Origin of the sequence: Variovorax sp. (genome assembly GCF_965279555.1) — a bacterium.
GTDB lineage: Bacteria > Pseudomonadota > Gammaproteobacteria > Burkholderiales > Burkholderiaceae_C > Variovorax.
This window is the reverse complement of the sequence record NZ_OZ257247.1, coordinates 4995001-5014710: the sequence shown is the minus strand read 5'-3', so window position 1 is coordinate 5014710 and position 19710 is coordinate 4995001. Positions and strand designations below refer to the sequence as shown.

Annotated in this window: 19 protein-coding genes (1 of these 19 only partly in view); 7 read left to right on the top strand and 12 right to left on the bottom strand. The window is 67.6% G+C overall.

Translation table 11 applies throughout. From position 1 onward, the window contains the following. The gene (locus ACQY8B_RS23410; protein WP_422088896.1) at positions 1–1989 is read left to right on the top strand and encodes an alkyl/aryl-sulfatase; all 1989 of its coding nucleotides are present in this window, start codon (positions 1–3) and stop codon (positions 1987–1989) included. Here ACQY8B_RS23410 and ACQY8B_RS23405 read toward each other — a convergent pair. Continuing rightward, the gene (locus tag ACQY8B_RS23405) at positions 1971–3200 is read right to left on the bottom strand and encodes a nucleoside recognition domain-containing protein (protein WP_422088895.1); all 1230 of its coding nucleotides are present in this window, start codon (positions 3198–3200) and stop codon (positions 1971–1973) included. The genes ACQY8B_RS23410 and ACQY8B_RS23405 overlap by 19 nt on opposite strands. A gap of 75 nt (positions 3201–3275) precedes the next feature. On the opposite strand from ACQY8B_RS23405, the gene ACQY8B_RS23400 reads away from it, so the two are divergent. Further along, positions 3276–4859: a phospholipase D family protein gene (locus ACQY8B_RS23400; protein WP_422088894.1), complete on the top strand. Its 1584-nt coding sequence runs from the start codon at positions 3276–3278 to the stop codon at positions 4857–4859. 105 nt (positions 4860–4964) lie between these two features. Beyond that, entirely contained in the window at positions 4965–6122 is a 1158-nt protein-coding gene (locus ACQY8B_RS23395; RefSeq protein ID WP_422088893.1) for an ABC transporter substrate-binding protein, read from the top strand. A gap of 9 nt (positions 6123–6131) precedes the next feature. On the opposite strand, the gene ACQY8B_RS23390 is transcribed toward ACQY8B_RS23395, so the two are convergent. The 8 genes from ACQY8B_RS23390 to ACQY8B_RS23355 form a co-directional block, all read right to left on the bottom strand. After that, on the bottom strand, positions 6132–6836 hold the full coding sequence (locus ACQY8B_RS23390) for an ABC transporter ATP-binding protein (protein WP_422088892.1): 705 nt from the start codon (positions 6834–6836) through the stop codon (positions 6132–6134). Next, the gene (locus ACQY8B_RS23385) at positions 6829–7596 is read right to left on the bottom strand and encodes an ABC transporter ATP-binding protein (RefSeq protein ID WP_422088891.1); all 768 of its coding nucleotides are present in this window, start codon (positions 7594–7596) and stop codon (positions 6829–6831) included. Before ACQY8B_RS23385 ends, ACQY8B_RS23390 begins: the two co-directional genes overlap by 8 nt. Next, on the bottom strand, positions 7593–8555 hold the full coding sequence (locus tag ACQY8B_RS23380; RefSeq protein ID WP_422088890.1) for a branched-chain amino acid ABC transporter permease: 963 nt from the start codon (positions 8553–8555) through the stop codon (positions 7593–7595). Before ACQY8B_RS23380 ends, ACQY8B_RS23385 begins: the two co-directional genes overlap by 4 nt. Continuing rightward, positions 8552–9412 (bottom strand): branched-chain amino acid ABC transporter permease, encoded by an 861-nt coding sequence (locus ACQY8B_RS23375; RefSeq protein ID WP_422088889.1) that lies wholly within the window; start codon positions 9410–9412, stop codon positions 8552–8554. The genes ACQY8B_RS23380 and ACQY8B_RS23375 overlap by 4 nt, the downstream gene beginning before the upstream one ends. A gap of 45 nt (positions 9413–9457) precedes the next feature. Beyond that, positions 9458–10657 carry an ABC transporter substrate-binding protein gene (locus ACQY8B_RS23370; protein ID WP_422088888.1) on the bottom strand — a complete coding sequence of 400 codons (1200 nt, stop codon included), beginning with the start codon at positions 10655–10657 and terminating at the stop codon, positions 9458–9460. Between the two features lie 104 nt (positions 10658–10761). After that, the gene (locus tag ACQY8B_RS23365; protein WP_237677692.1) at positions 10762–11085 is read right to left on the bottom strand and encodes a 2Fe-2S iron-sulfur cluster-binding protein; all 324 of its coding nucleotides are present in this window, start codon (positions 11083–11085) and stop codon (positions 10762–10764) included. 118 nt (positions 11086–11203) lie between these two features. Next, positions 11204–12652, bottom strand: a complete 1449-nt coding sequence (locus ACQY8B_RS23360; RefSeq protein ID WP_422088887.1) for a glutamine synthetase family protein — start codon at positions 12650–12652, stop codon at positions 11204–11206. A 10-nt stretch (positions 12653–12662) separates the two neighbouring features. Further along, positions 12663–13997: a Rieske 2Fe-2S domain-containing protein gene (locus tag ACQY8B_RS23355; protein WP_422088886.1), complete on the bottom strand. Its 1335-nt coding sequence runs from the start codon at positions 13995–13997 to the stop codon at positions 12663–12665. A 262-nt stretch (positions 13998–14259) separates the two neighbouring features. On the opposite strand from ACQY8B_RS23355, the gene ACQY8B_RS23350 reads away from it, so the two are divergent. Then, on the top strand, positions 14260–14994 hold the full coding sequence (locus tag ACQY8B_RS23350; RefSeq protein WP_081267388.1) for a GntR family transcriptional regulator: 735 nt from the start codon (positions 14260–14262) through the stop codon (positions 14992–14994). 86 nt (positions 14995–15080) lie between these two features. Further along, positions 15081–15698, top strand: a complete 618-nt coding sequence (locus ACQY8B_RS23345) for a TetR/AcrR family transcriptional regulator (protein ID WP_422088885.1) — start codon at positions 15081–15083, stop codon at positions 15696–15698. A 9-nt stretch (positions 15699–15707) separates the two neighbouring features. Here the strand turns inward: ACQY8B_RS23345 and ACQY8B_RS23340 are convergent, their stop codons facing one another. Beyond that, positions 15708–17204, bottom strand: a complete 1497-nt coding sequence (locus tag ACQY8B_RS23340) for an amidase (protein WP_422088884.1) — start codon at positions 17202–17204, stop codon at positions 15708–15710. Between the two features lie 106 nt (positions 17205–17310). Next, positions 17311–18117: a metallophosphoesterase gene (locus ACQY8B_RS23335; RefSeq protein ID WP_422088883.1), complete on the bottom strand. Its 807-nt coding sequence runs from the start codon at positions 18115–18117 to the stop codon at positions 17311–17313. Positions 18118–18243: 126 nt separating this feature from the next. Here ACQY8B_RS23335 and ACQY8B_RS23330 point away from each other — a divergent pair, with 126 nt between their 5' ends. After that, on the top strand, positions 18244–18417 hold the full coding sequence (locus ACQY8B_RS23330) for a hypothetical protein (protein WP_237677699.1): 174 nt from the start codon (positions 18244–18246) through the stop codon (positions 18415–18417). A 20-nt stretch (positions 18418–18437) separates the two neighbouring features. Here ACQY8B_RS23330 and ACQY8B_RS23325 read toward each other — a convergent pair whose 3' ends face one another. Then, positions 18438–19418: a LysR family transcriptional regulator gene (locus ACQY8B_RS23325; protein WP_081267392.1), complete on the bottom strand. Its 981-nt coding sequence runs from the start codon at positions 19416–19418 to the stop codon at positions 18438–18440. Between the two features lie 118 nt (positions 19419–19536). Here ACQY8B_RS23325 and ACQY8B_RS23320 point away from each other — a divergent pair, with 118 nt between their 5' ends. After that, positions 19537–19710 carry the 5' portion of a hypothetical protein gene (locus tag ACQY8B_RS23320; protein ID WP_422088882.1) on the top strand. The gene runs 369 nt beyond the window's last position, so 174 of the gene's 543 nt are visible here — the first part of the coding sequence; it begins with the start codon at positions 19537–19539; its stop codon lies off the right edge, out of view.

Here is a 19710-nt window from a genome sequence, read left to right as displayed (position 1 = left end):
ATGACGCACTCCCGCTTCCCCCGCGCACTCGTCGCACTGGCCTGTGCATTCGCCGCCGCTTCGGCCATGGCGCAGGTGGCGTCCAAGCCGCCCGAGCCTTCGACGCTGCAGGCCAACGCCGACATGGCGAAGACGCTGCCCTTCGCCGACCGCGGCGACTTCGACGACGCCATGCGCGGCTTCATCGCCACCGTGCCCGACGCGCTGGTGCCGGGCGCCGGCCCGCGCCCGGCGTGGAGCATGAAGCCCTACGACTTCCTCAAGGCCGACGCGCCTGCGGACACCGTAAACCCCAGCCTGTGGCGGCAGGCGCAGTTGAACGCGATACACGGGCTGTTCCAGGTGACGGACCGGGTCTACCAGGTGCGCGGCTTCGACCTGGCGAACATGACCATCGTCGAAGGCGACAGCTCGCTGATCGTCATCGACCCGCTGCTCACCGCCGAGACCGCGCGCGCCGCGCTCGACCTGTACTACCAGCACCGGCCGAGGAAGCCGGTCGGCACGGTGATCTATTCGCACGGCCATGCCGACCACTTCGGCGGCGTGAAGGGCGTGACCACCGAGGCCGACGTGGCCGCAGGCAAGGTGCAGGTGCTGGCGCCCGCCGGGTTCATGGAAACCGCGGTGGCCGAGAACATCCTCGCGGGCAACGCGATGAGCCGGCGCTCGCAGTACCAGTTCGGCTCGCTGCTGCCGCCGGGCGTGCGCGGGCAGGTCGACACGGGCCTGGGCAAGGCGCTGGCGCGCGGCACGGTCACGCTGATCGCGCCCACCGCCAGCATCGACAAGCCGACCGAGGCGCGCACCATCGACGGCGTGCAGTTCGTGTTCCACCTGGTGCCGGGCTCCGAGGCGCCGTCCGAAATGCTCATGTACCTGCCGCAGTTCCGCGTGCTGAACATGGCGGAAGACGTGACGCACAACATGCACAACCTGTACACGATCCGCGGCGCCGAGGTGCGCGACGGCAACCTGTGGTCGAAGTACATCGACGAGGCGCGCGTGGCCTTCGGCGGCAAGGCCGACGTGCTGATCGCGCAGCACCACTGGCCCACCTTCGGGCAGGACCGCATCGTCGACCTGCTGAAGAAGCAGCGCGACATGTACAAGTTCATCAACGACCAGTCGCTGCGCCTGCTGAACCAGGGCTACACCGCGGCCGACATCGCCGAGACGCTGCACATGCCCGCGAGCCTGTCGCAGGAGTGGTCGGCGCGCGGCTACTACGGCACGCTGCGCCACAACGCCAAGGCGGTCTACCAGAAGTACCTGGGCTGGTATGACGCCAACCCCGCCAACCTGGACCCTTTGCCGCCGGTGGCGTATGCGAAGAAGACGGTCGAGTACATGGGCGGCGCCGACGCGGTGATTGCCCGTGCGCGCGAGGATTTCAGGAAGGGCGAGTTCCGCTGGGTGGCCAGCGCGATGAACCAGGTGGTGTACGCCGACCCGTCGAACCGCGCGGCCCGCGAGCTGGGCGCCGATGCGCTGGAGCAGCTGGGCTATCAGTCGGAGGCCGGCACATGGCGCAGCGCCTATTTGGTGGGCGCGATGGAGCTGCGCAACGGCGTGCCGAAGATTCCGGGAGGCAGCAGCGCGAACGCTGACACGCTCAAGGCGGTGAGCAACGACCTGTTCTTCGACTTCCTGGGCGTGCGGCTCGACGCGGCCAAGGCGGAGGGCAAGAAGCTGGTCATCAACTGGAACTTCACCGATTCGAACCAGCAGTTCGTGTTGACGCTGGAAAACTCTGCCTTGACGCACATAGCAGGCCAACAGTCGGGGGCGGACGCGACGGTGACGTTGAGCCGGGCCACGCTCGATGCGGTGACGCTGAAGGAGACGAGCTTTCCGGCTGCAGTGCTGACCGGGAAGGTGAAGATTGAAGGGGACCGGTCCAAGCTGGCCGAGCTGATGTCGATGCTCGATACCTTCGAGCCGATGTTTCCTGTGGTGGAGCCGAGGGCTCAGCCGAAGAACCAGTAGCAGACTGCGACCGCAGCAACCACCCCGGCCAGCTCGGCAAGCAACGCGCAAGACACCGCATGCCGCGTGCGCTGAATGCCGACCGCACCGAAGTACACCGCCAGCACGTAGAAAGTGGTCTCGGTGCTGCCCTGGAGGGTGGCGGCCACCAGCGCCGGGAAGCTGTCGACGCCCTGGCTCTTCATGGTCTCGATCAGCATCGCTCGCGCCGCGCTGCCCGAGAAGGGCTTGACCAGCGCCGTGGGCATGGCGTCGACGAAGCGGGCGTCGAAGCCGCCCGCGGTCACCAGCCAGCGCAGGCCGTTCAACGCGAAGTCGAGCGCACCCGAGGCGCGCAGCACGCCGACCGCGCACAGCATCGCGACCAGGTACGGCAGCAGGTTCTTCGCGATGTCGAAGCCTTCCTTGGCGCCTTCGATGAAGCACTCGTACACCTTGATGCGCCTGATGGCCCCGGCCAGCAGGAACACCACGATCACGCCGAACAGCGTGAGATTGCCCAGCAGCGACGACAGCGACGCGATGGCCGCCGCCGACAGCGTGCCCAGCAGCGCCATGAAGCCGCCCAGCAGCAGCGCGCCGGGCAACAGGTAGGCCAGCACCACCGGGTCCCACAGGCGCAGGCGCTGCGCCACCGCCACCGTGAGCAGCCCGACCAGCGTCGAGGCGCTGGTGGCCAGCAATATCGGCAGGAACACCAGCGTCGGGTCGCCGGCGCCCTGCTGCGCGCGGTACATGAAGATGGTCACGGGCAGCAGCGTGAGCGACGAGGCGTTCAGCACCAGGAACAGGATCTGCGCGTTGGTGGCCGTCACCGGGTCGGGGTTGAGCCGCTGCAGTTCGCGCATGGCCTTCAGGCCGATGGGCGTGGCGGCGTTGTCCAGCCCGAGCGCGTTGGCGGCGAAGTTCATGGTGATGAGGCCGAGCGCCGGGTGCCCGGGCGGCACGCCCGGCATCAGGCGCCGGAAAAGCGGCCCCAAAAGCCGCGCCAGCCAGCCGACCAGCCCCGCCGCCTCGGCGATGCGCAGGAAGCCCAGCCACAGCGTGAGCGTGCCGAACAGCAGCACCATCACCTCGACCGCGAGCCGCGCCATCGCGAACAGGCTTTCGACCAGCGCCGCGAACACCGTCGGGTCGCCGCCGACGAGCCAACGCCCCAGCGCGGCCAGCGCCGCCACCCCGAAGAAACCCAGCCACAAGCCGTTGAGCACGTTTCTTTTCCCTTTTGTGCGGGCCGATCATAGGGCGCTGAACGCGCCGGGCCGCGGCGAGCTAAAGTTCGGCCCATGCGTGCTGCCAACCTCCGCCGACTTGCCGCCCTGGCACTGGGCGCGGCCTCCCTCTGGCTCTCCGGCTGCGTGAGCCTGCCGCCGGGCAAGCCGATGCCCGTGGCCACCGCCTTCACGGCCGCGGACGTGTCGCAGACCGAACTGGCGCAACTCGCGGCCCAGGGAACGCCGGGCGGATCCACGTCGCTGTCGGGCTTCCGGCTGCTGCCGGAGGCGGCCTTCGCGTTCGACGCGCGCATCTCGCTCGCGCGGCACGCCGAGAAGTCGCTCGACGTGCAGTACTACCTGATCCAGAAAGACGACGTCGGCCTGCTTTTCCTCAAGGAGCTGCGCGAGGCCGCCGCGCGCGGCGTGCGCGTGCGCCTGCTGGTGGACGACCTCTACACGGCGGGCGAGGACGAGGTGTTCAGCACGCTGTCGGCGTTCCCGAACATCGAGGTGCGGCTGTTCAACCCGCTGCCATCGCGCGCCGATTCGCTGGCCACGCGGCTGCTGTTCTCGCTGACCGACTTCGGCCGCATCAACCACCGCATGCACAACAAGCTGCTGGTGGCCGACAACAGCTTCGCGGTGTCGGGCGGCCGCAACATCGCCAACGAGTACTTCATGCGCAGCACGGCCGCCAATTTCATCGACATGGACGTGCTGTCCAGCGGCCCGGTGGTGCGCCAGATGTCCGCCGGCTTCGACCGCTACTGGAACAGCGAGCACGTACGCCCCATCGAGCAGATCGCGCCGCTGCGCATGCCGGTGGAAGAGGCGCAGAAGCGCTTCGACGCCATCGCGCGCACGGCGGTGCCCGACGTGGCCATGCACCAGCGCGACGTGCTCGACAAGTCGCCGGTGGGGCAGCAGCTGATTGCCGGCAATGTGGAGCGCTACTGGGCGCCGTCCACGTTGTTCGTGGACGACCCCGAGAAGATCACGCGCAAGCCCGACGCCGCCTACGCCGGCAGCGTGACCGAGGGCGCGCTGGGCGTCATCAATTCGGCGAAGCGCGAGGTGAAGATCGGCTCGCCGTATTTCATTCCGGGCGCGCACGGCATGGCGATGATGAAGGCGGCCATCGAGCGCGGCGGGCGCATCACGGTGGTCACGAACTCGCTGGGCGCCACCGACGAACCGCTGGCCTACGCCGGCTACGAACGCTACCGCGCCGACATGCTCAAGATCGGCGTCACCATCTACGAGATCGCGCCCACGCTCACCGGGCGTTCGGGGCGCTTCGGCGACTTCGGCAAGTCGATCAGCCGGCTGCATGCCAAGCTCGCGGTGGTGGACGACGAGCGCTTCTTCGTCGGCTCGATGAACCTCGACCACCGCTCGGCCGCGGTCAACACCGAGATGGGGCTGGTCATCGACAGTCCCGAGCTGGTGAAGGACTACGACAGGCTCATGGGCGGCGAGCGCGTCAACCTCGGCTACCGGCTGCGCCTGGGGCCCGACGGCCGGCGCGTGCAGTGGCTGGAGTACGACGACGCCGGCGGCGACATCGTGCACGAGGACGAGCCCGGCGAATTCCTCTGGCTGCGCTTCAAGAACTGGCTGCTGCTGCCCATCGTGGGCGAGGAACTGCTGTAGCGAAGCAGCCGTGGTTGTCATTCCAGGTGGAGGGAAGGTGCGTTACATTCCTTGAAAGAATGTGAGTTTTTGTCACCAAAACATCCCCATCTGGAGACTTCGATCATGACCGTTCCCGTGCCGCGCGAGTCGATTGCGCCGCTTTCCACCAGCCGTCGGCGTGCGCTGACCGGACTGGCAGCAACCGCCGCCGCAGGGCTGGGATTTCCGGCGCTGGCGCAAAACAGGCCGGTTCGCGTCGGGACCACCTTCGACAACAGCAGTGTCGAGAAGGCCAACGGCCAGGGGCTCTACCAGGGTTCGAGCGCTTTCTTCGCGGCGCTGAACAAGGCAGGGGGCATCAACGGCACCAAGGTCGAACTCGTGATGGCCGACGACACCTTCAAGCCTGAAGTGGCCAAGGCCAACGCGCTGGCCTTCGAGAAAGACAGCTCCGTGCTCGCGCTGGTGCACCCGTTGGGCACGCGCCAGACCGCCGAGGTGATGGACGCGGTGCCCGGCATGGCCGTGGTGGGCCCCATCACCGGCACCATCGCGCTGCGCAAGAAGAACTCGCCCAACACCTTCTGGGTGCGTGCCAACTACGACCAGGAAGTCGACAAGCTCGTGAGCACCGCCGCCGTGCTGGGCCAGAGCCGCATCGGCCTCGTGCATTCGAACGATCCGCTGGGGCAGTCGGTGCTGGCGGCCTTCAAGGCTGCGCTGGCCAAGGCCAAGCTGGAGCCGGCGGTAATCGCGACCACGCCCAACACCACCAGCATGGAAGTGGGGCCCGCCGCCGAAGCCATCGCCAAGGCCAAGCCGCAGGTGGTGGTGGTCGGGCTGGCCGGTACCGCGCCGGTGTTCCTGAAGGCGCTGCGCGAGGCGGGCAACAGCAGCTCGGCCTACGGCCTTTCGATCACGGCCAGTGCGCTGTCGGCCATGGGCGACCTGGCCAGGGGCCTGGGCTTCGTGATCGTGGTGCCTTCGCCGTATTCGACCAAGTTCGAGATCGTGCGCCGCTACCAGGCCGACATGGTGGCCAGCGGCATCAAGGAGTTCTCGCTCACCAGCCTCGAGGGCTACATCAACGCCGCCGTGCTGGCCGAGGGCATGCGCCGCGCCGGTGGTTCGCTGACGCGCGCGTCGGTGATGTCGGGGCTGGCCAGCATCGAGAGCTTCGACCTGGGCGGGGTGAAGATCAACTACGGCCGCAGCAACCGCGAAGGCGGCCAGTTCGTCGATGTTGCGGTGATCGGCAGCCGCGGCCAGATGCTCAGCTGATCTCCCCGATCAGACCCCCACGCCCAACAAGCCCTCGAGCAGTTCCTGGTCTGCCGCCAGCTCGCTGCTGAGCCCGGCATGCACCACGGTGCCGCGCTCCAGCACGATGGCCTTGTGCGTCATCTCCAGCGCCAGCACCGGGTGCTGCTCGACCACGATCGAGGCCAGCCCTTCGGCCTCGCACAGCCGGCGGATGGCGGCCGCCAGCTCTTCCACGATGATCGGCGCGAGGCCTTCCATCGGCTCGTCGAGCAGCAGCAGCCTGGGGTTGGTCATCAGTGCGCGGCCGATGGCGAGCATCTGCTGTTCGCCGCCCGAGAGCTGGTTGCCGTAGTTGCCGCGCCGCTCGCGCAGGCGCGGGAAGAAGTCGTAGACGCGCTTCAGGTTCCAGCCGCCGAGCCGCGAGATCACCGTGAGGTTTTCTTCCACCGTGAGCGAGGGGAACACCTCGCGCTCCTGCGGCACCCAGCCCAGCCCGGCGCGCACGCGCTGGTGCGACGGCCAGCGCGTGATGTCCGCGCCCTGCCAGCGGATCGCGCCCTGCATCACGCGGGTGTTGCCCATCAGCGTTTCGAGCAGCGTTGTCTTGCCCACGCCGTTGCGCCCGAGGATGGCGAGGCTTTCGCCCTGCTGCAGCGAAAAGTCGAGTCGGTCGAGCACGACCGCATTGCCGTAGCCGGCGGTGACGCGGTCGAAGGCGAGTGCTTCAGGCATGGTGATGCGATGTTCCCAGGTAGACCTCGCGAACGCGCGGGTCGGCGCTGATTTCCGAGGGCGTTCCCTCTGTGAGGATGCGTCCGCCGACCAGCACCGAGATGCGGCGCGAGAAGCGGAAGACGAGCTTCATGTCGTGCTCGATGAACAGCACGCTGATGTCTTGCGGCAGTGCCGCGATGACCTCGAACAGCTCGCCGCTCTCGTCCTGCGGCACGCCGGCGGCGGGCTCGTCGAGCAGCAGGATGCGGGGTTTGGCGGCCAGCGCCAGCGCGATCTCGAGCAGCCGCTGCTTGCCGTAGGCCAGCTCGGACACGGGCACGTCGGCCAGGCTGTCGAGCCTGAGCGTGCCCAGCAGCGCATGCGCCTCGTCGAACACGGCGGTGCAGCCCTTCAGCGGCCGCCACCATGTGGCGCCCAGCCCTTCGCGCTCGCTGATCGCCAGCACCACCGACAGCAGCGGCGTGAGGCTGGGGAACAGCGTGTTGATCTGGAAGGTGCGCGCCAGGCCCATGCGCGCGCGCTTGTCGGCGGACAGGCGGGTGAGGTCGCGGTCGCCCATGTGGATCGATCCGCTGGTGGGCTTGAACACGCCGGTGAGCAGGTTGATGAGCGTGGTCTTGCCCGCGCCGTTGGGACCTATAAGCGCCTGGCGCGCGCCGGGCTCGAGCGAAAGATTCACGTCGCTCACCGCCTGGAACGCGCCGAAGCGGATGCCCAGGCCCTGGGTGCGCAGGGTGTGCGTTGTGGTGGAACTCATCGCGCCTTCCCCGTGCGAACGAAGCGCGACAGCGCGCCCATGATGCCGCCGCGCCCCAGCATGACCGCCGCGATCAGGAAGATGCCGAGCCAGAACATCCAGTACTGCGGATTCATGTCCGCGAACCAGTCGTGCACCAGCATGTAGACGATGGCGCCGATCATGCCGCCGTACAGCCGGCCGGTGCCGCCCAGCACCAGGATGATGAGCACCTCGGCCGAGCGGTTGAAGCCGATCGACTCGATGCCGACGAACTGCGTGGTCTGCGCCAGCAGCGCGCCCGCCACGCCGGCCACCGCGGCCGAGAAGGCGTAGGCCATGCGCAGCCGCGCTTCCACCGGCGAGCCGATGGCCAGCATGCGCTTGCGGCTGTCGTGGATGCCGCGCAGCGCCAGCCCGAAGGGCGAGCGCAGCACCAGCCGCACCAGCAGGAACATCGCGAGCACCACGCCGAAGGCATAGCAGAAGGCGGTCTTGCCGTAGAGGTCGAAGTCGAACAGGCCGAGCACCGGCGCGATGACCACGCCCTGCAGCCCGTCGGTGCCGCCGGTGATGCCCGAGAGCCGGTTGGCCACCTCGAACAGCAGCACGCACACGCCGATGGTGATCATCAGCCGCGTGAGGTCGGCCCCGCGCACCACGAGGTAGCTCAGTGCGTAGCCCAGCAGGCCGCTGACGACCAGCGCGAACGCGAGGCCAGTGAAGGGCTCGCTCCAGCCGTACTTGGCGAGCAGCCCGGCCGCGTAGGCGCCGGCGCCGAAGAACGCGGCATGGCCGACGGTGAGGATGCCCGCGTAGCCCAGCGCCATGTCGAGCGACACCGCGAACAGGCCGAAGATCATGATCTGGCTCATCAGCGTGAGCTTGTCGGGCAGCAGGAAGAAGCTCGACGCAAGCGCGATCCAGAAGACGGCTTCCGCGGCGCGCAGCTGCGCGGGAGAGACGGTGAGGGCTTTCATGCAAGCCCCTTCTTGGCGACGATGCCGTTGGGCCGCACCAGCAGCATGACGATCATGAAGACGTAGATGAGAAAGGCGCCGGCTTCGGGCAGGTAGTACTTGCCCGCCACGTCGACGATGCCGACAAGCAGCGCCGCGACGAACGGCCCGGTGACGGTGCCCGCACCGCCCACGCACACCACCATCAGGAAGTACACGAGGTACTTGAGCGGGAACGACGGCTCCAGCCCCAGCATGCCCAGGCTCAGCGCGCCGCCCAGGCCGGCGAGGCCGCAGCCCAGCGAGAAGGTCAGGAAGAACAGGCGCTGCACGTGGATGCCGGTGCCGCCGGCCACGCGCTGGTTGTCCACCGCCGCGCGCACCATCGCGCCGTAGCGGGTCTTGCCCAGGCCCAGCAGCAGCGCGGCCAGCACGGCCACGCCGCAGACGATCAGGAACAGCCGGTAGCGGCCCACTTCCAGGCCCAGCAGCGACACCTGCCCGTCGAGCGCCGGCGGCAGCGTGAAGGGCTGCATCGTCGGGCCGAAGAAATAGGTGAAGGCGGCGATCGACACGAACACCACGCCGATCGACAGCAGTACCTGGTCGAGCGGATGCGCGCGGTACAGCCGGCGGTAGAACACGAACTCCAGCACAGCGCCCACCAGCGCCGCCGCCACGAAGGCCGCCGCCAGCGAGAGGCCGAAGCCGAGCCCGAAGTGGTTCATCAGCACGGCGGCCACGTAGCCGCCGACCATCGCGAAGCTGCCGTGCGCGAGGTTGACGAAATTCATGAGCCCCATCGTGATGGACAGGCCCACGCCGATGAGGAACAGGAGCATGCCGTAGGCCACTCCATCGAAGATCACGATGCCCATGAATTTCCCGCTCGCTGGCTGACTGCTGGCTTCTGTTCTTTGCGCTTACTTGGCCGCGGCTTCCTTCGCCGGGTCCTTCACGCGGTCGAACTTGTCGAACTCGACGTTCACCAGCTGGCCGTTCACGCGCTCGGTCTTGCGGATGTAGACGGTCTGCACGATGTCGCGCGTGGCCGGGTCGATCTCGATCGGGCCGCGCGGGCTCTCGAAGCTCAGGCCCTTCAGCGCCTCCATGAACTTGTCGCCGCCGGTGTCGCCCTTGGTCTTGGCGAGCGCGAGGTCGATGGCGGCCATCGCGTCGTAGGCGGTCACGGCGAAGTAGCTGGGGCGCAGCTTGGTGCCGTTGTCGGCGGCAAAGTCCTTCACGAACTTCTGGTTCTTGGGCGAGGGATGCGCGAACGAGTAGTGATGGCTGGTGACCAGGCCCAGCGCCACGTCGCCGGTGGCGTCGAGGTAGCTGTCGTCGGTGGCCTCGCCAGTGGCGAAGAGCTTGATGCCGGCCTGCTCCATGCCGCGTTCCTTCCAGACCTTCAGGAAGGCCGGGGGCATCACGCCCGAGGGGAAGAAGAAGAACACGGCCTGCGGCTTGGCGTCCTTGATGCGCTGCACGTAGGCCGAGAAGTCGGGGTTGTTCATCGGCGTGCGCACTTCGCCCGACACCTTGCCGCCGCCGGCGGTGAAGGTCTTCTTGAAGGCGGTTTCCGCATCGACGCCCGAGGCGTAGTCGGCGACCACGGTGTAGGCGTCCTTGATGCCTTCCTTGAGCATGTAGCGCGCCATCGGGTCGGTGACCTGCTGCACGGTGAACGACAGGCGCGCCACGTAGGGCGAGCTGGTGGTGATGGCCGAGGAGGCGGCGTTCATCACGATGGTCGGGATCTTGGCCTGCGTGGCGATTGCGCCCACGGCGTAGGCGTTGGGGCTGAAGTCCAGGCCGGTGAGCACGCTCACCTTGTCGCGCACGATCAGTTCCTGCGCGATGCGCTTGGCGGCGTCAGGCGCGGGGCCTGCGGTGTCCTTCTTGATGATCTCGACCGTGCGGCCGCCCACCTTGCCGCCATGCTCCTTCAGGTAGAGCGCGATGCCGGCGTCGAACTGGCGCCCGTAGTCGGCGTAGGGGCCGGAGTAGGTCGCGATCAGGCCGATGCGCAGGGGCTCGTCGGCCGCCTGCGCGGCGGTCGTGCCCAGCACGCCGAAGCTCGCCAGCAGCAGGGTCGAGAGGAGGGTTCTCTTGGTCATCGTCATTGCCGTCATTTGAAAAGGCCTTTCAGGTGGAATGGATGCGCCCCTCGGGCGCCGCTGTCGTGTAACCGGATGTGCAAAGCGGGCGATGATGCCCGAGTGGAGCGTCAGACCTGGGTATCGGGCACGCGCACCGTGAGGCCATCGAAGGCCGCGGTGATGCTGAGCTGACAGCTCAGGCGCGAGCCGGGCCTGCGCTCCGATGCGACGGCGTCGAGCAGTGCGCTTTCCATGTCGTCGGGCGGCGGCAGCAGGTCGATGAAGGCGTCGTCCACGTAGACGTGGCAGGTGGCGCAGGAGCAGCAGCCGCCGCATTCGGCATCGATGCCGCGCACGTTGCCGCGAATGGCGGTTTCCATCACGCTGGCGCCGACCTTGGCGTCGACGTCGCGCGTGGTGCCGTCCTTGAGGATGTAGTGGATCGTGGGCATGGGTTCTCAACAGAAATGGCGGCCGCCGCCGGGCCGCCCCAAGGCGGGCCGCGCCTCCCCCTTGGGGGGTGGAGTTACACGCAGCGAAGCGGAGTGAAAAGCCGGGGGGCTCATGGTTCTAGAACATGTCGAAATACTCGCGGTGTTCCCACTCGCTGACTTCGAGATTGAAGCGGGCGATTTCCGCTTCCTTGATGTGGCAGAGGTAGTCGACGAAGGTCTTGCCCATCTGCGCGTTGAGCATCTCGTCGCGGCGCAGGCAGGCGAGGGCGTCGCCCAGCGAACGCGGCAGTTGTTCCGCCGGCGTTTCGTACGGCGCATCGGCCGAGGGCCCGGGGTCGGTCTTGTGGCGGATGCCATCCAGTCCCGAGAAGAGCTGCGACGCCAGGTACAGGTACGGGTTGGCCGTCGGCTCGCCCACGCGGTTCTCGATGCGCGAGGCACTCTGGCCCACGCCGCCGAGCACGCGCAGCATCGCGCCGCGGTTGTCTCTTGCCCAGATCGCGCGGTCGGGTGCCAGCGAGAAGGGGCGGTAGCGCCGGTAGCCGTTGATGGTGGGGCTCGCGAGCGCGGCCGCGCCGCAGGCGTGCGCCTTGAGGCCGCCGAGGTAGTGCATGCCGATCTCGCTGAGGGTCTGGCCCTCGGTCTCCGGCATGAACGCATTCACGCCGTCGCTCTTGCGGCGCAGCGACTGGTGCAGGTGCCAGCCGCTGGACATCACGTTCGGGATCTTCGGGCGGCACATGAAGGTGGCGTGCAGGCCGTTGCGCTGGCAGATCTGCTTGATGGCGCTGCGAAGCAGCACCATGGTGTCGGCGGGCATCACGCCGGCGGTGGGGCCGAAAGTCAGCTCGAACTGGCTCGGGCCGAATTCGATCTCGAGCGAGCGCAGCGGCAGGCCGAGCGCCATGAGCTGAGAGCGCAGCAGCTCCATCAGCGTGTCGACGCGGTCGTAGCGCAGCTCGGTCAGGTACTGGTGGCCGTGCGACAGCAGCGACACGCGCGGCGGTTCGCCGGGCTGGCCCGAGTCGGCCAGGCCCATGCGCGCGTCGTCGAGCTTGAAGACGTGGAACTCCACTTCGAGGCCGGCGATGAAGTCCAGCCCCAGCTCGTCGAGCTGGCGCACCGCGCGCTGCAGGATCTGCCGCGTGGCAAAGGGGCAGGGCTTGCCGTCGGCCATGTAGGCGTCGCACATCACCCAGCCGGTGCGCGGCGACCACGGCAGCACCTTGAACGTGGCGGGGTCGGCCACGATGGTGAAGTCGGCGCCGCCCTGCAGGCCCTCGATGGCGAAGCCGCCGCCCTGGGTGAACACCGGGAACACGGTCTTGTGCGAGGTGTCCTTGGCCAGCAGGGTGGAAGTGAGGTTCACGCCTTCCCACAGGGCCGAGCGCGCCTCGCTGGCGACCAGCGTCTTGCCGCGCAGAATGCCGTGCTGGTCGGGCCAGGCGAAGCGCACGAGGTCGACCTCGCCGCTGTCGATGCGGCGCACCAGTTCCCTGGCCTGCGCGTGCTGGTCGTCGGACCACAGACCGAAGCGGTCGACGAATTTGTTGCTGCTGCTCATGGCGTGGGCTTCAGGCGGCGAGCCGTGCCGAGGCCCAGTCGGACTTCAGCCGGCGTGCGCGGTCGGCTTCCTGCCAGTAGGCCTCGGTGGCGGCTTCGTCGCTGACGTTGCGGCCGATGCCGTCGATGGAGGGCGGGCCGGTCATGGCGCTGGCCTGCGCGGCGTCGATGAGCATCGGTGCGCTTTCGCCGGCCAGCGTGGCCTCGATGGCCTTCACCAGAAGGCGGCGGTAGGCGACGATGCCCTTGTCGGTGCTGCCCAGGTGCTCGCGCGTGCGGTCCTGGATGGCGCCTTGCGACTCCACCGCCCATTGGTCATGCACGTTGATGTCGTCGCCCATGCCGGTGTAGGTTTCGGTGAGCTGCTCTTCGATGCTGTAGCCGTAGTTGTTGCGCTTGTTCTTGCGCGAGGTGTAGTCGGGCAGCTCGTAGAGCTTCAGGCGCTGGTCGCGCATCTGCTGCTTGTCGACCGGGCCGGTGAAGCTGGTGAAGATGGCGTACCAGTAGCAGTGCGTGTCGTCCACGGGCACATGCCATTGCGAGATGGTCATCTCGGCGCTCATCGGGATCACGAAGGCCTGCGGGAACACCACGTTGGTCACGCGCACGTGGGTGGTGTCTTCCGACAGCTTGCGCAGCGCTTTCAGGCGGAAGCCGTAGTCGGTCGATTCGACGCTGATGTCGGGGCGGTCGTACTCGCGCAGCACCTTGGTGATGGGCATGTCGGAGTCGGCCGAGGCGCCGCGGAACTGCTTGCCGTAGCTCCCGGAGGTGTCTTCGTCCTCGAAGAAGCGGTGCAGGTAAGAGGCGTGCGCGGGGTCGATGCCCACTTCGAGCGCCTGCAGCCAGTTGCACTCGAACAGGCCCTTGAACGCGAAGGTGTGGCTGTCGGGCGCGACGAAACAGTCGAAGTCGGGGAACGCCGGGGGCTCGCCCTCGCCGATGTACGCGAAGATCGTCCCGGCCTTCTCGACCACCGGATAGGCCGACTGTTTGATGCGGCTGCACAGCTTGCTGGTGGCGGGCTCGGCCGGGGTCTCGAGGCAGTTGCCCTTGGCATCGAAGAGCCAGCCGTGGAAGGCGCAGCGGATGCCGCCGTTTTCTAGCCGGCCGAAGGCGAGGTCGGCGCCGCGGTGCGGGCAGTCGCGGTCCAGCATGCCGAGTTGGCCGCTCTCGTCACGGAACAGGACGAAGTCCTGCCCCATGAGCTTCACCGGCTTGACCGGGCGCGGGCCGGCGAGCTCGTCGGCCAAGGCCACCGGCTGCCAGTAGCGGCGCAGCAGCTTGCCGGCGGGCGCGCCGGGTCCGACGCGGGTGAGAAAAACGTTCTGCTCGGCGCTGATCATCGTGCGGGCTCCATCTTTGGGTCTGTGGAAAGGGATCTGCAGGCATTGCATGCAACTGTATGCATTGTCTTGGTGATCTCTGATTCCGGTCAAACTTGTATCTGCGGTTTTGCCCTCGAATGGGGCATGAAACGCCAAAAATCAGGGTTAACGCTGAGCGTAACGTCGGTTTTTGACACTTGTTTACATGGAGTGCATGCAACAACCGAGCCAGCGCAAATATGCTGCGTGCAGTGCGGGGCGCGTCTCCTAGAATTCGTCGATGGACTCCCAACAATCCCGCGTGCTCGTGCAGCTGCGCGACATGATTCTCAAGGGCGAATTCGTGCCCGGAGAGCGGCTGGCCGAGATCCCGCTGGCCGAGAAGCTCGAGGCTTCGCGCACCCCGGTGCGGCTGGCGCTGGCCAGCCTGGAGCACGAAGGGCTGATCGAGCAATCGCCCTCCGGCGGCTACCAGATGCGCCGCTTCACCTCGCAGGAAGTGGCCGATGCCATTCGCGTGCGCGGCGTGATCGAAGGCTTTGCCGCCCGCCTGCTGGCCGAGGACGGCGCGCCGCGCCAGCTGCTGCGCGACCTGAAGGATTGCCTGGACGCCGGCGACCGCGCTGTCAACAAGCCCAGCATGGATCTGGACGACTACGCGGCCTACGTCGAGATGAACGACCGCTTCCACAAGCTGATCCTTGAAGGCTGCGGCAACCTCGCGCTCAAGCGGGTGATGGACATGCTCGGCGGCCAGCCCTTCGCCGCGCCCAGCGCGATGCTGCCGATGCAGTCGTCGATGGAAGAGGGCCAGCAGTGGATGCGCCAGGCGCACCGCACGCACCACGCGATGGTGCAGGCCATCGAGCGCGGACAGGGCTCGCGCGCCCAGGCGCTGGGCGAGGAGCATGTCGAGATCGCGCGCATGAACCTCGACTACGCCCTGGAACGGCCCGAACTCGCGGCCGAGCTGATGCCGGGCATCCGCCTTGTCTCCAAGGGCCGCAACACTTGAACGTACTGATGGGTCTGTAAAAGACTGATCAGTATTTCGGCGGGCACGTCGTCTGGTTGGCGACGCGCGAGACTAGAATTTCCGGCATGAATGCCGTTTCCCCCGCCAAGACCTCGTTCAAGGAACAGATGCTGCAGGCCCGCGAGGAGGCCATCGTGCAGACCGCGAACCGGCTGCTGGCCGAAAAAGGCTTCGAATCGATGACGGTCGACGAGGTGGCTGCCGCGGTCGGCATCGCCAAGGCCAGTCTCTACAAGCACTTTCCCAGCAAGGAAGATCTGGCCGCCGCGGCCATGGTGCGCATCATGCAGCGCACCCTCGAGTTCCTGGCCACCGTGCCGCCCGAAGACCAGCCGATCGCCAAGCTGCGCGCAGTGGTGCGGTGGTCGATGCAGGTGCAGCTGGCCGGCGAGATGCCGTCGCTGCCGCACCAGAACTCGACCCTGCGCGCCGCGCTGATGAACAACCGCGCCTACCTCGACCGCCTGGTGACGATCAGCGATCAGCTCGGCGGCTGGATCCAGGCAGCGCAGGCCGACGGTTCGCTGAACCCTAAGCTGCCGGCCATTGCCGTGCTCTACACGCTGTTCGCGCGTGCCTGCGATCCGGTGCTGGGCTTCCTCAAGGCCGGCGGGCTGCAGACCGACGAGCAGATCGTCGAACTGGTGCTCGCGACCTGCTTCGAGGGCCTGGCTTCCCGCTGAAGGCCCGGCTCAGCTGCTGAGCACGCGCCGCGGCGTCACCGCGGCCTCGACGGCCCAGCCGACCGCCAGCAACCGGTGGTCCGTGTTGCCGATGCCGGCGATCATCAGCCCGACCGGCGCGCTGCCCGCCTCGTGGCAAGGCACGGAAAGCGCGCAGCCGTCGAACAGGTTCACCACCGACGGGTTGCGCAGCATCCGGCCGTTGATGCGGTAGTAGGTGTCGTCGTCCTTCAGCACCTCGGCAATGGTCGGTGCGGTATCGGGCGTGGTCGGCATCAGCATCGCGTCGTAGCCGGCGGCCGCGGTGTTGATCGAGCGGATGAACTGGCGCCGCAGCGCCTGCAGCTGCAGGTAGTCGGGCGCGGTGATGGTCTCGCCGGTCTTGATGCGTGCCAGCACGCGCGGGTCGTACTTGGCGGCGCCGGTCTTGATGAATTCGCGATGCCAGGTGAAGGCCTCGGCGGCGGTGATCATGCCGCGCGGATTGATGGTGGGCGCCTTCGCGAACTCGGCCATCGGCAGTTCGGTGACCGTGGCGCCGGCGGCGGAGAGCTTCGACAGCGCCGCCGCGAACGCCGCGGCCACGGCCGGCGACAGGTCATCCTGGAAGAAGGTCCTGGGCACCGCGAAGCGCAGGCCTCGCAGCGGCGGCACGCGGATCGGGCGCGGCAGTTCGCCGGCCATCACGGCGTCGAGCAGGGCGCAGTCTTCCACCGTCCACGCGATCGGCCCGGCCGAATCGAAGGAGGTCGACAGCGGCAGCACGCCATCGAGCGGAATGCGCCGCTGCGTCGGCTTGAAGCCCACGAGCCCGTTGAGCGCCGAAGGAATGCGCAGCGAGCCGCCGGTGTCGGTGCCGATGGCGCCGGCTGCCATGCCGTCGGCCACCGAGATCGCGCCGCCCGAGGTCGAGCCGCCCGGGATGCGGCCGGTCGCGCGGTCGTAGACGTTCTTCGGCGTGCCGTAGTGCGGATTGATGCCGAGGCCGGTGTAGGCGAACTCGACCGTGTTGGTGCGCCCGATGATGATCGCGCCGGCGCGCCGCAGCCGCTCGACCACGATGGCGTCGCGCGCTGCCGGTGGCTGGCCGGCCAGCACGGTCGAGCCGCCGAGCGTGGTGACGCCGGCTTCGTCGAACAGATCCTTGAGCGAGATCGGGATGCCGGAGACCTGCGAAGCCGCGGGGCGGCCCGCCTTGCGGTCGGCGTCGAGCCGGGCTGCGGCGGCACGAGCCGAATCGGCGTGCACGCGGATGAAGGCGCGCGCGCCTTCGCCGGCAGGATTCTGGATGGCTGAGAGTGCTTCTTCCACCAGCTGGCTGCTGCTGGCAGAGCCGGTTGCGAGGCGGCGCGACAACTCGGTGATCGACGACTGGCCCATCGCCTTGGCGCCCGTCTCGGGCGCCTGGGCCGATGCCTTGGGCCAGAAGGAGAGCATGCCGGTGGCGGCTGCGAGGCCGGCCGACTGTTGGAGGAAAGTCCGACGTTGTTGTTGCTGTTGCGTCATGGCGCTCTCCTCCGGGTGGATGGGTGGGCCTCTTGCAGTCTACACAGCGGGCACGGCCAGTGCGTTGCCGGCCGTTACAGCGCACGCGGACGTGCCGTGCGCCTTTTCAGCGGATGTCGATCAGCAGGTGGGGCTTGAAGCCTTCCTGTTCGCCGTTGCGTGCGTAGCCCAGCGGGTTGGCTACGACGCGGCAGCCGTTCTTCACGTAATCGGACGGGCAGTGCAGATGGCCGTGCAGCCACAGCCTGGCGTGGGGGAGCAGCGCGTCGAGCGCATTGCAGAAACCAGCCGTGCCGGGAGTCAGTCCGTAGCGCGGATCGCCGCTGTCGAGGCTGGGCGCGAAATGCGTGATGGCGACCGTGGTGCCCTCGAAGGGCTCGGCCAGGGCCTGCTCGAGCCAGGCCTGGCAGGCGAGCGCCTGCTCCCGCAACTGGGCGGCGAGGAACAGCTGGCCGTTACGCATGGTGGCTGCTTTTTCAAGGTAGAAATCGGCCGCGCGCATCGCCTTGCCCCGTTTCTTGAGTGCTTCGGCGAGGCTGTCTGTGGGAGTGGCCAGCGCGTCGAAGTCGGCCCAGAGCGTGGTGCCGATGAAGCGGATGCCGTCGATGACGCGGGTTTCGCGTTCTAGCCAGAGGATGCCGAGCTCGTCGCACAGGGTGCGCAGGCGGTCGTGGGTTTCGTCGAAGTCGACGTTGTCGTACTCGTGGTTGCCCGGCACGTAGATCACGGGCGTCGGCCAGCCGTTACGGGGAGAGAAGCGGCCCAGGCCGAAGTCGGTGCCGGTCAGGCGGGAGCCTTGCTGGTAGGAGCCGATGTCGCCCGCCAGGATCAGCATGTCGGCGCCCGGCACGGGTTCGGCATGGAAGCGGGGGTGGGACTCCAGGTGAAGGTCGGACAGCAGTTGCAACTTCATCGTCGGACCAGTCTAGGGGAATTGACCCATGCATGAAGCGCATAAGGTTGAGGTTGTAGTGTTAGGGATAACCCTTATTCTTGGTACATCAACCACTCAGAGCACGGCCACAAGCCGCGCAACACCATGTTCAGCCTCATCGCCCAAGTGGCACGTTTCTTCCGTTCCTCGACTGTCAACGCCCCGGCCAGCCACGCCGCAGCACTGATGGAAAGCGCCGACATGCGCGCCGGTCGCGGAGCTCACCACGCGCAGGAACTGCGCGCCGCCGCCTCGGCCTGGCTCAGCGTCGTCCGCTGAGCGGCCGACGAGTTAGCAGGTCAGTCGGGCACCCTCTGCCCGAGGACCGATCCGGCGAAAGCCGCGGCTGCCGAGCGCAACAGCGCCGTGCGCAGCCACTCGTGCGAATGCCCATGCTGGGCGCGCCGGTGCCAGATGGCATCCACGTGCACCGGCGGCTGGTCGAAGGGCAGGTCGCGCAGCACCAGTTGATCGTCGATGCCGGTGACTGTCACGAAGTGACGCGGCAGCACGGTCAACAGGTCTGAATTGGCCACCACCCGGCCCGCGGTGAAGAACTGGTTCACCGTCACCACGATGCGCCGCTCGCGCCCCATGGCTCCCAGTGTCTGGTCGATGAAGCCGTAAGGCCGCCCTGAAAAACTCACGAGCAGGTGCCGCGCCGCGCAGTAGTCGTCTAGCGTGAGGGGCGCATCCGCCAGCGGATGGCCACGGCGCATCACGCATACGTATTGGCCCAGGTAGAGCCGCTGGGTCTCGAACGCAACGCCCACGCCCGACTGGCCTCGCGCCGCGAGGCTGGCGATCACGGCCGGAAAGTAGCCGACGGCCATGTCGACTTCTTCGAGCTCGAGCATGCGACGCGGGTCGCGCGTGGTCAGCGGCAGCACGCGCAGCGAGATGGCGGGCGCTTCTTTTTCGGCGATCTGCACGAGGCCTGGAATGAGCTCGGCTGCCGTTGCGTCGGCCATGGCCAGCAGGAAGGTTGTGTCGGCCGTGGCGGCATCGAACTCGCCGGGCGCCAGCGTGTGTTGCAGCTGGCGTAGCGCGTCGCGCACCGTCGGCCAGAGCGCCAGCGCCCGGGGCGTGGGCTCGACGCCGGCACCGGAGCGGCGCACCAGTTCGTCTCCCAGTACATCGCGCAGGCGCCGTAGCGCATTGCTCACCGCGGGCTGGGTGATCGACAGATTGCGGGCAGCGCGCGTGAGGTTGCGCTCTGCCATTACCTCGTCGAAGACGCGGAGCAGGTTGAGGTCGAGCGTGCGAAAGTTGACGTCCATCAGCCTTGTGAATGATAAACATCAGAAATATAAAGTGGAATCGTACTAGGGTAAGCCCTAATATCACGGCATAGGCCTTGTTCGCCACCACTGATTACCAACGTCCCAGGAGGAGATCATGACCAGCTTCGTTCACGTTGACCAACCCACTGTCCATCCCGGCGTGCGTCGCGCCGAGGTTCTTTTCGGCCAGATCCAGGCCGCACGCGCCGGCGCCAACGGCGCCCGTCCGCTCATCGCGCTGTTGATCGTTGCCATCGCCGCCGCCGTGCTGGTGGTGACCGATGCGCTT

What these genes read in the sequence shown, in the direction of transcription:
- ACQY8B_RS23385 (WP_422088891.1), bottom strand. Translation starts at nt 7,596, where the DNA reads ATGAGTTCCACCACAACGCACACCCTGCGCACCCAGGGCCTGGGCATC.
- ACQY8B_RS23350 (WP_081267388.1), top strand. Translation starts at nt 14,260, where the DNA reads ATGGACTCCCAACAATCCCGCGTGCTCGTGCAGCTGCGCGACATGATT.
- ACQY8B_RS23365 (WP_237677692.1), bottom strand. Translation starts at nt 11,085, where the DNA reads ATGCCCACGATCCACTACATCCTCAAGGACGGCACCACGCGCGACGTC.
- ACQY8B_RS23345 (WP_422088885.1), top strand. Translation starts at nt 15,081, where the DNA reads ATGAATGCCGTTTCCCCCGCCAAGACCTCGTTCAAGGAACAGATGCTG.
- ACQY8B_RS23375 (WP_422088889.1), bottom strand. Translation starts at nt 9,412, where the DNA reads ATGGGCATCGTGATCTTCGATGGAGTGGCCTACGGCATGCTCCTGTTC.
- ACQY8B_RS23360 (WP_422088887.1), bottom strand. Translation starts at nt 12,652, where the DNA reads ATGAGCAGCAGCAACAAATTCGTCGACCGCTTCGGTCTGTGGTCCGAC.
- ACQY8B_RS23370 (WP_422088888.1), bottom strand. Translation starts at nt 10,657, where the DNA reads ATGACGATGACCAAGAGAACCCTCCTCTCGACCCTGCTGCTGGCGAGC.
- ACQY8B_RS23395 (WP_422088893.1), top strand. Translation starts at nt 4,965, where the DNA reads ATGACCGTTCCCGTGCCGCGCGAGTCGATTGCGCCGCTTTCCACCAGC.
- ACQY8B_RS23340 (WP_422088884.1), bottom strand. Translation starts at nt 17,204, where the DNA reads ATGACGCAACAGCAACAACAACGTCGGACTTTCCTCCAACAGTCGGCC.
- ACQY8B_RS23335 (WP_422088883.1), bottom strand. Translation starts at nt 18,117, where the DNA reads ATGAAGTTGCAACTGCTGTCCGACCTTCACCTGGAGTCCCACCCCCGC.
- ACQY8B_RS23390 (WP_422088892.1), bottom strand. Translation starts at nt 6,836, where the DNA reads ATGCCTGAAGCACTCGCCTTCGACCGCGTCACCGCCGGCTACGGCAAT.
- ACQY8B_RS23330 (WP_237677699.1), top strand. Translation starts at nt 18,244, where the DNA reads ATGTTCAGCCTCATCGCCCAAGTGGCACGTTTCTTCCGTTCCTCGACT.
- ACQY8B_RS23355 (WP_422088886.1), bottom strand. Translation starts at nt 13,997, where the DNA reads ATGATCAGCGCCGAGCAGAACGTTTTTCTCACCCGCGTCGGACCCGGC.
- ACQY8B_RS23380 (WP_422088890.1), bottom strand. Translation starts at nt 8,555, where the DNA reads ATGAAAGCCCTCACCGTCTCTCCCGCGCAGCTGCGCGCCGCGGAAGCC.
- ACQY8B_RS23325 (WP_081267392.1), bottom strand. Translation starts at nt 19,418, where the DNA reads ATGGACGTCAACTTTCGCACGCTCGACCTCAACCTGCTCCGCGTCTTC.
- ACQY8B_RS23410 (WP_422088896.1), top strand. Translation starts at nt 1, where the DNA reads ATGACGCACTCCCGCTTCCCCCGCGCACTCGTCGCACTGGCCTGTGCA.
- ACQY8B_RS23400 (WP_422088894.1), top strand. Translation starts at nt 3,276, where the DNA reads ATGCGTGCTGCCAACCTCCGCCGACTTGCCGCCCTGGCACTGGGCGCG.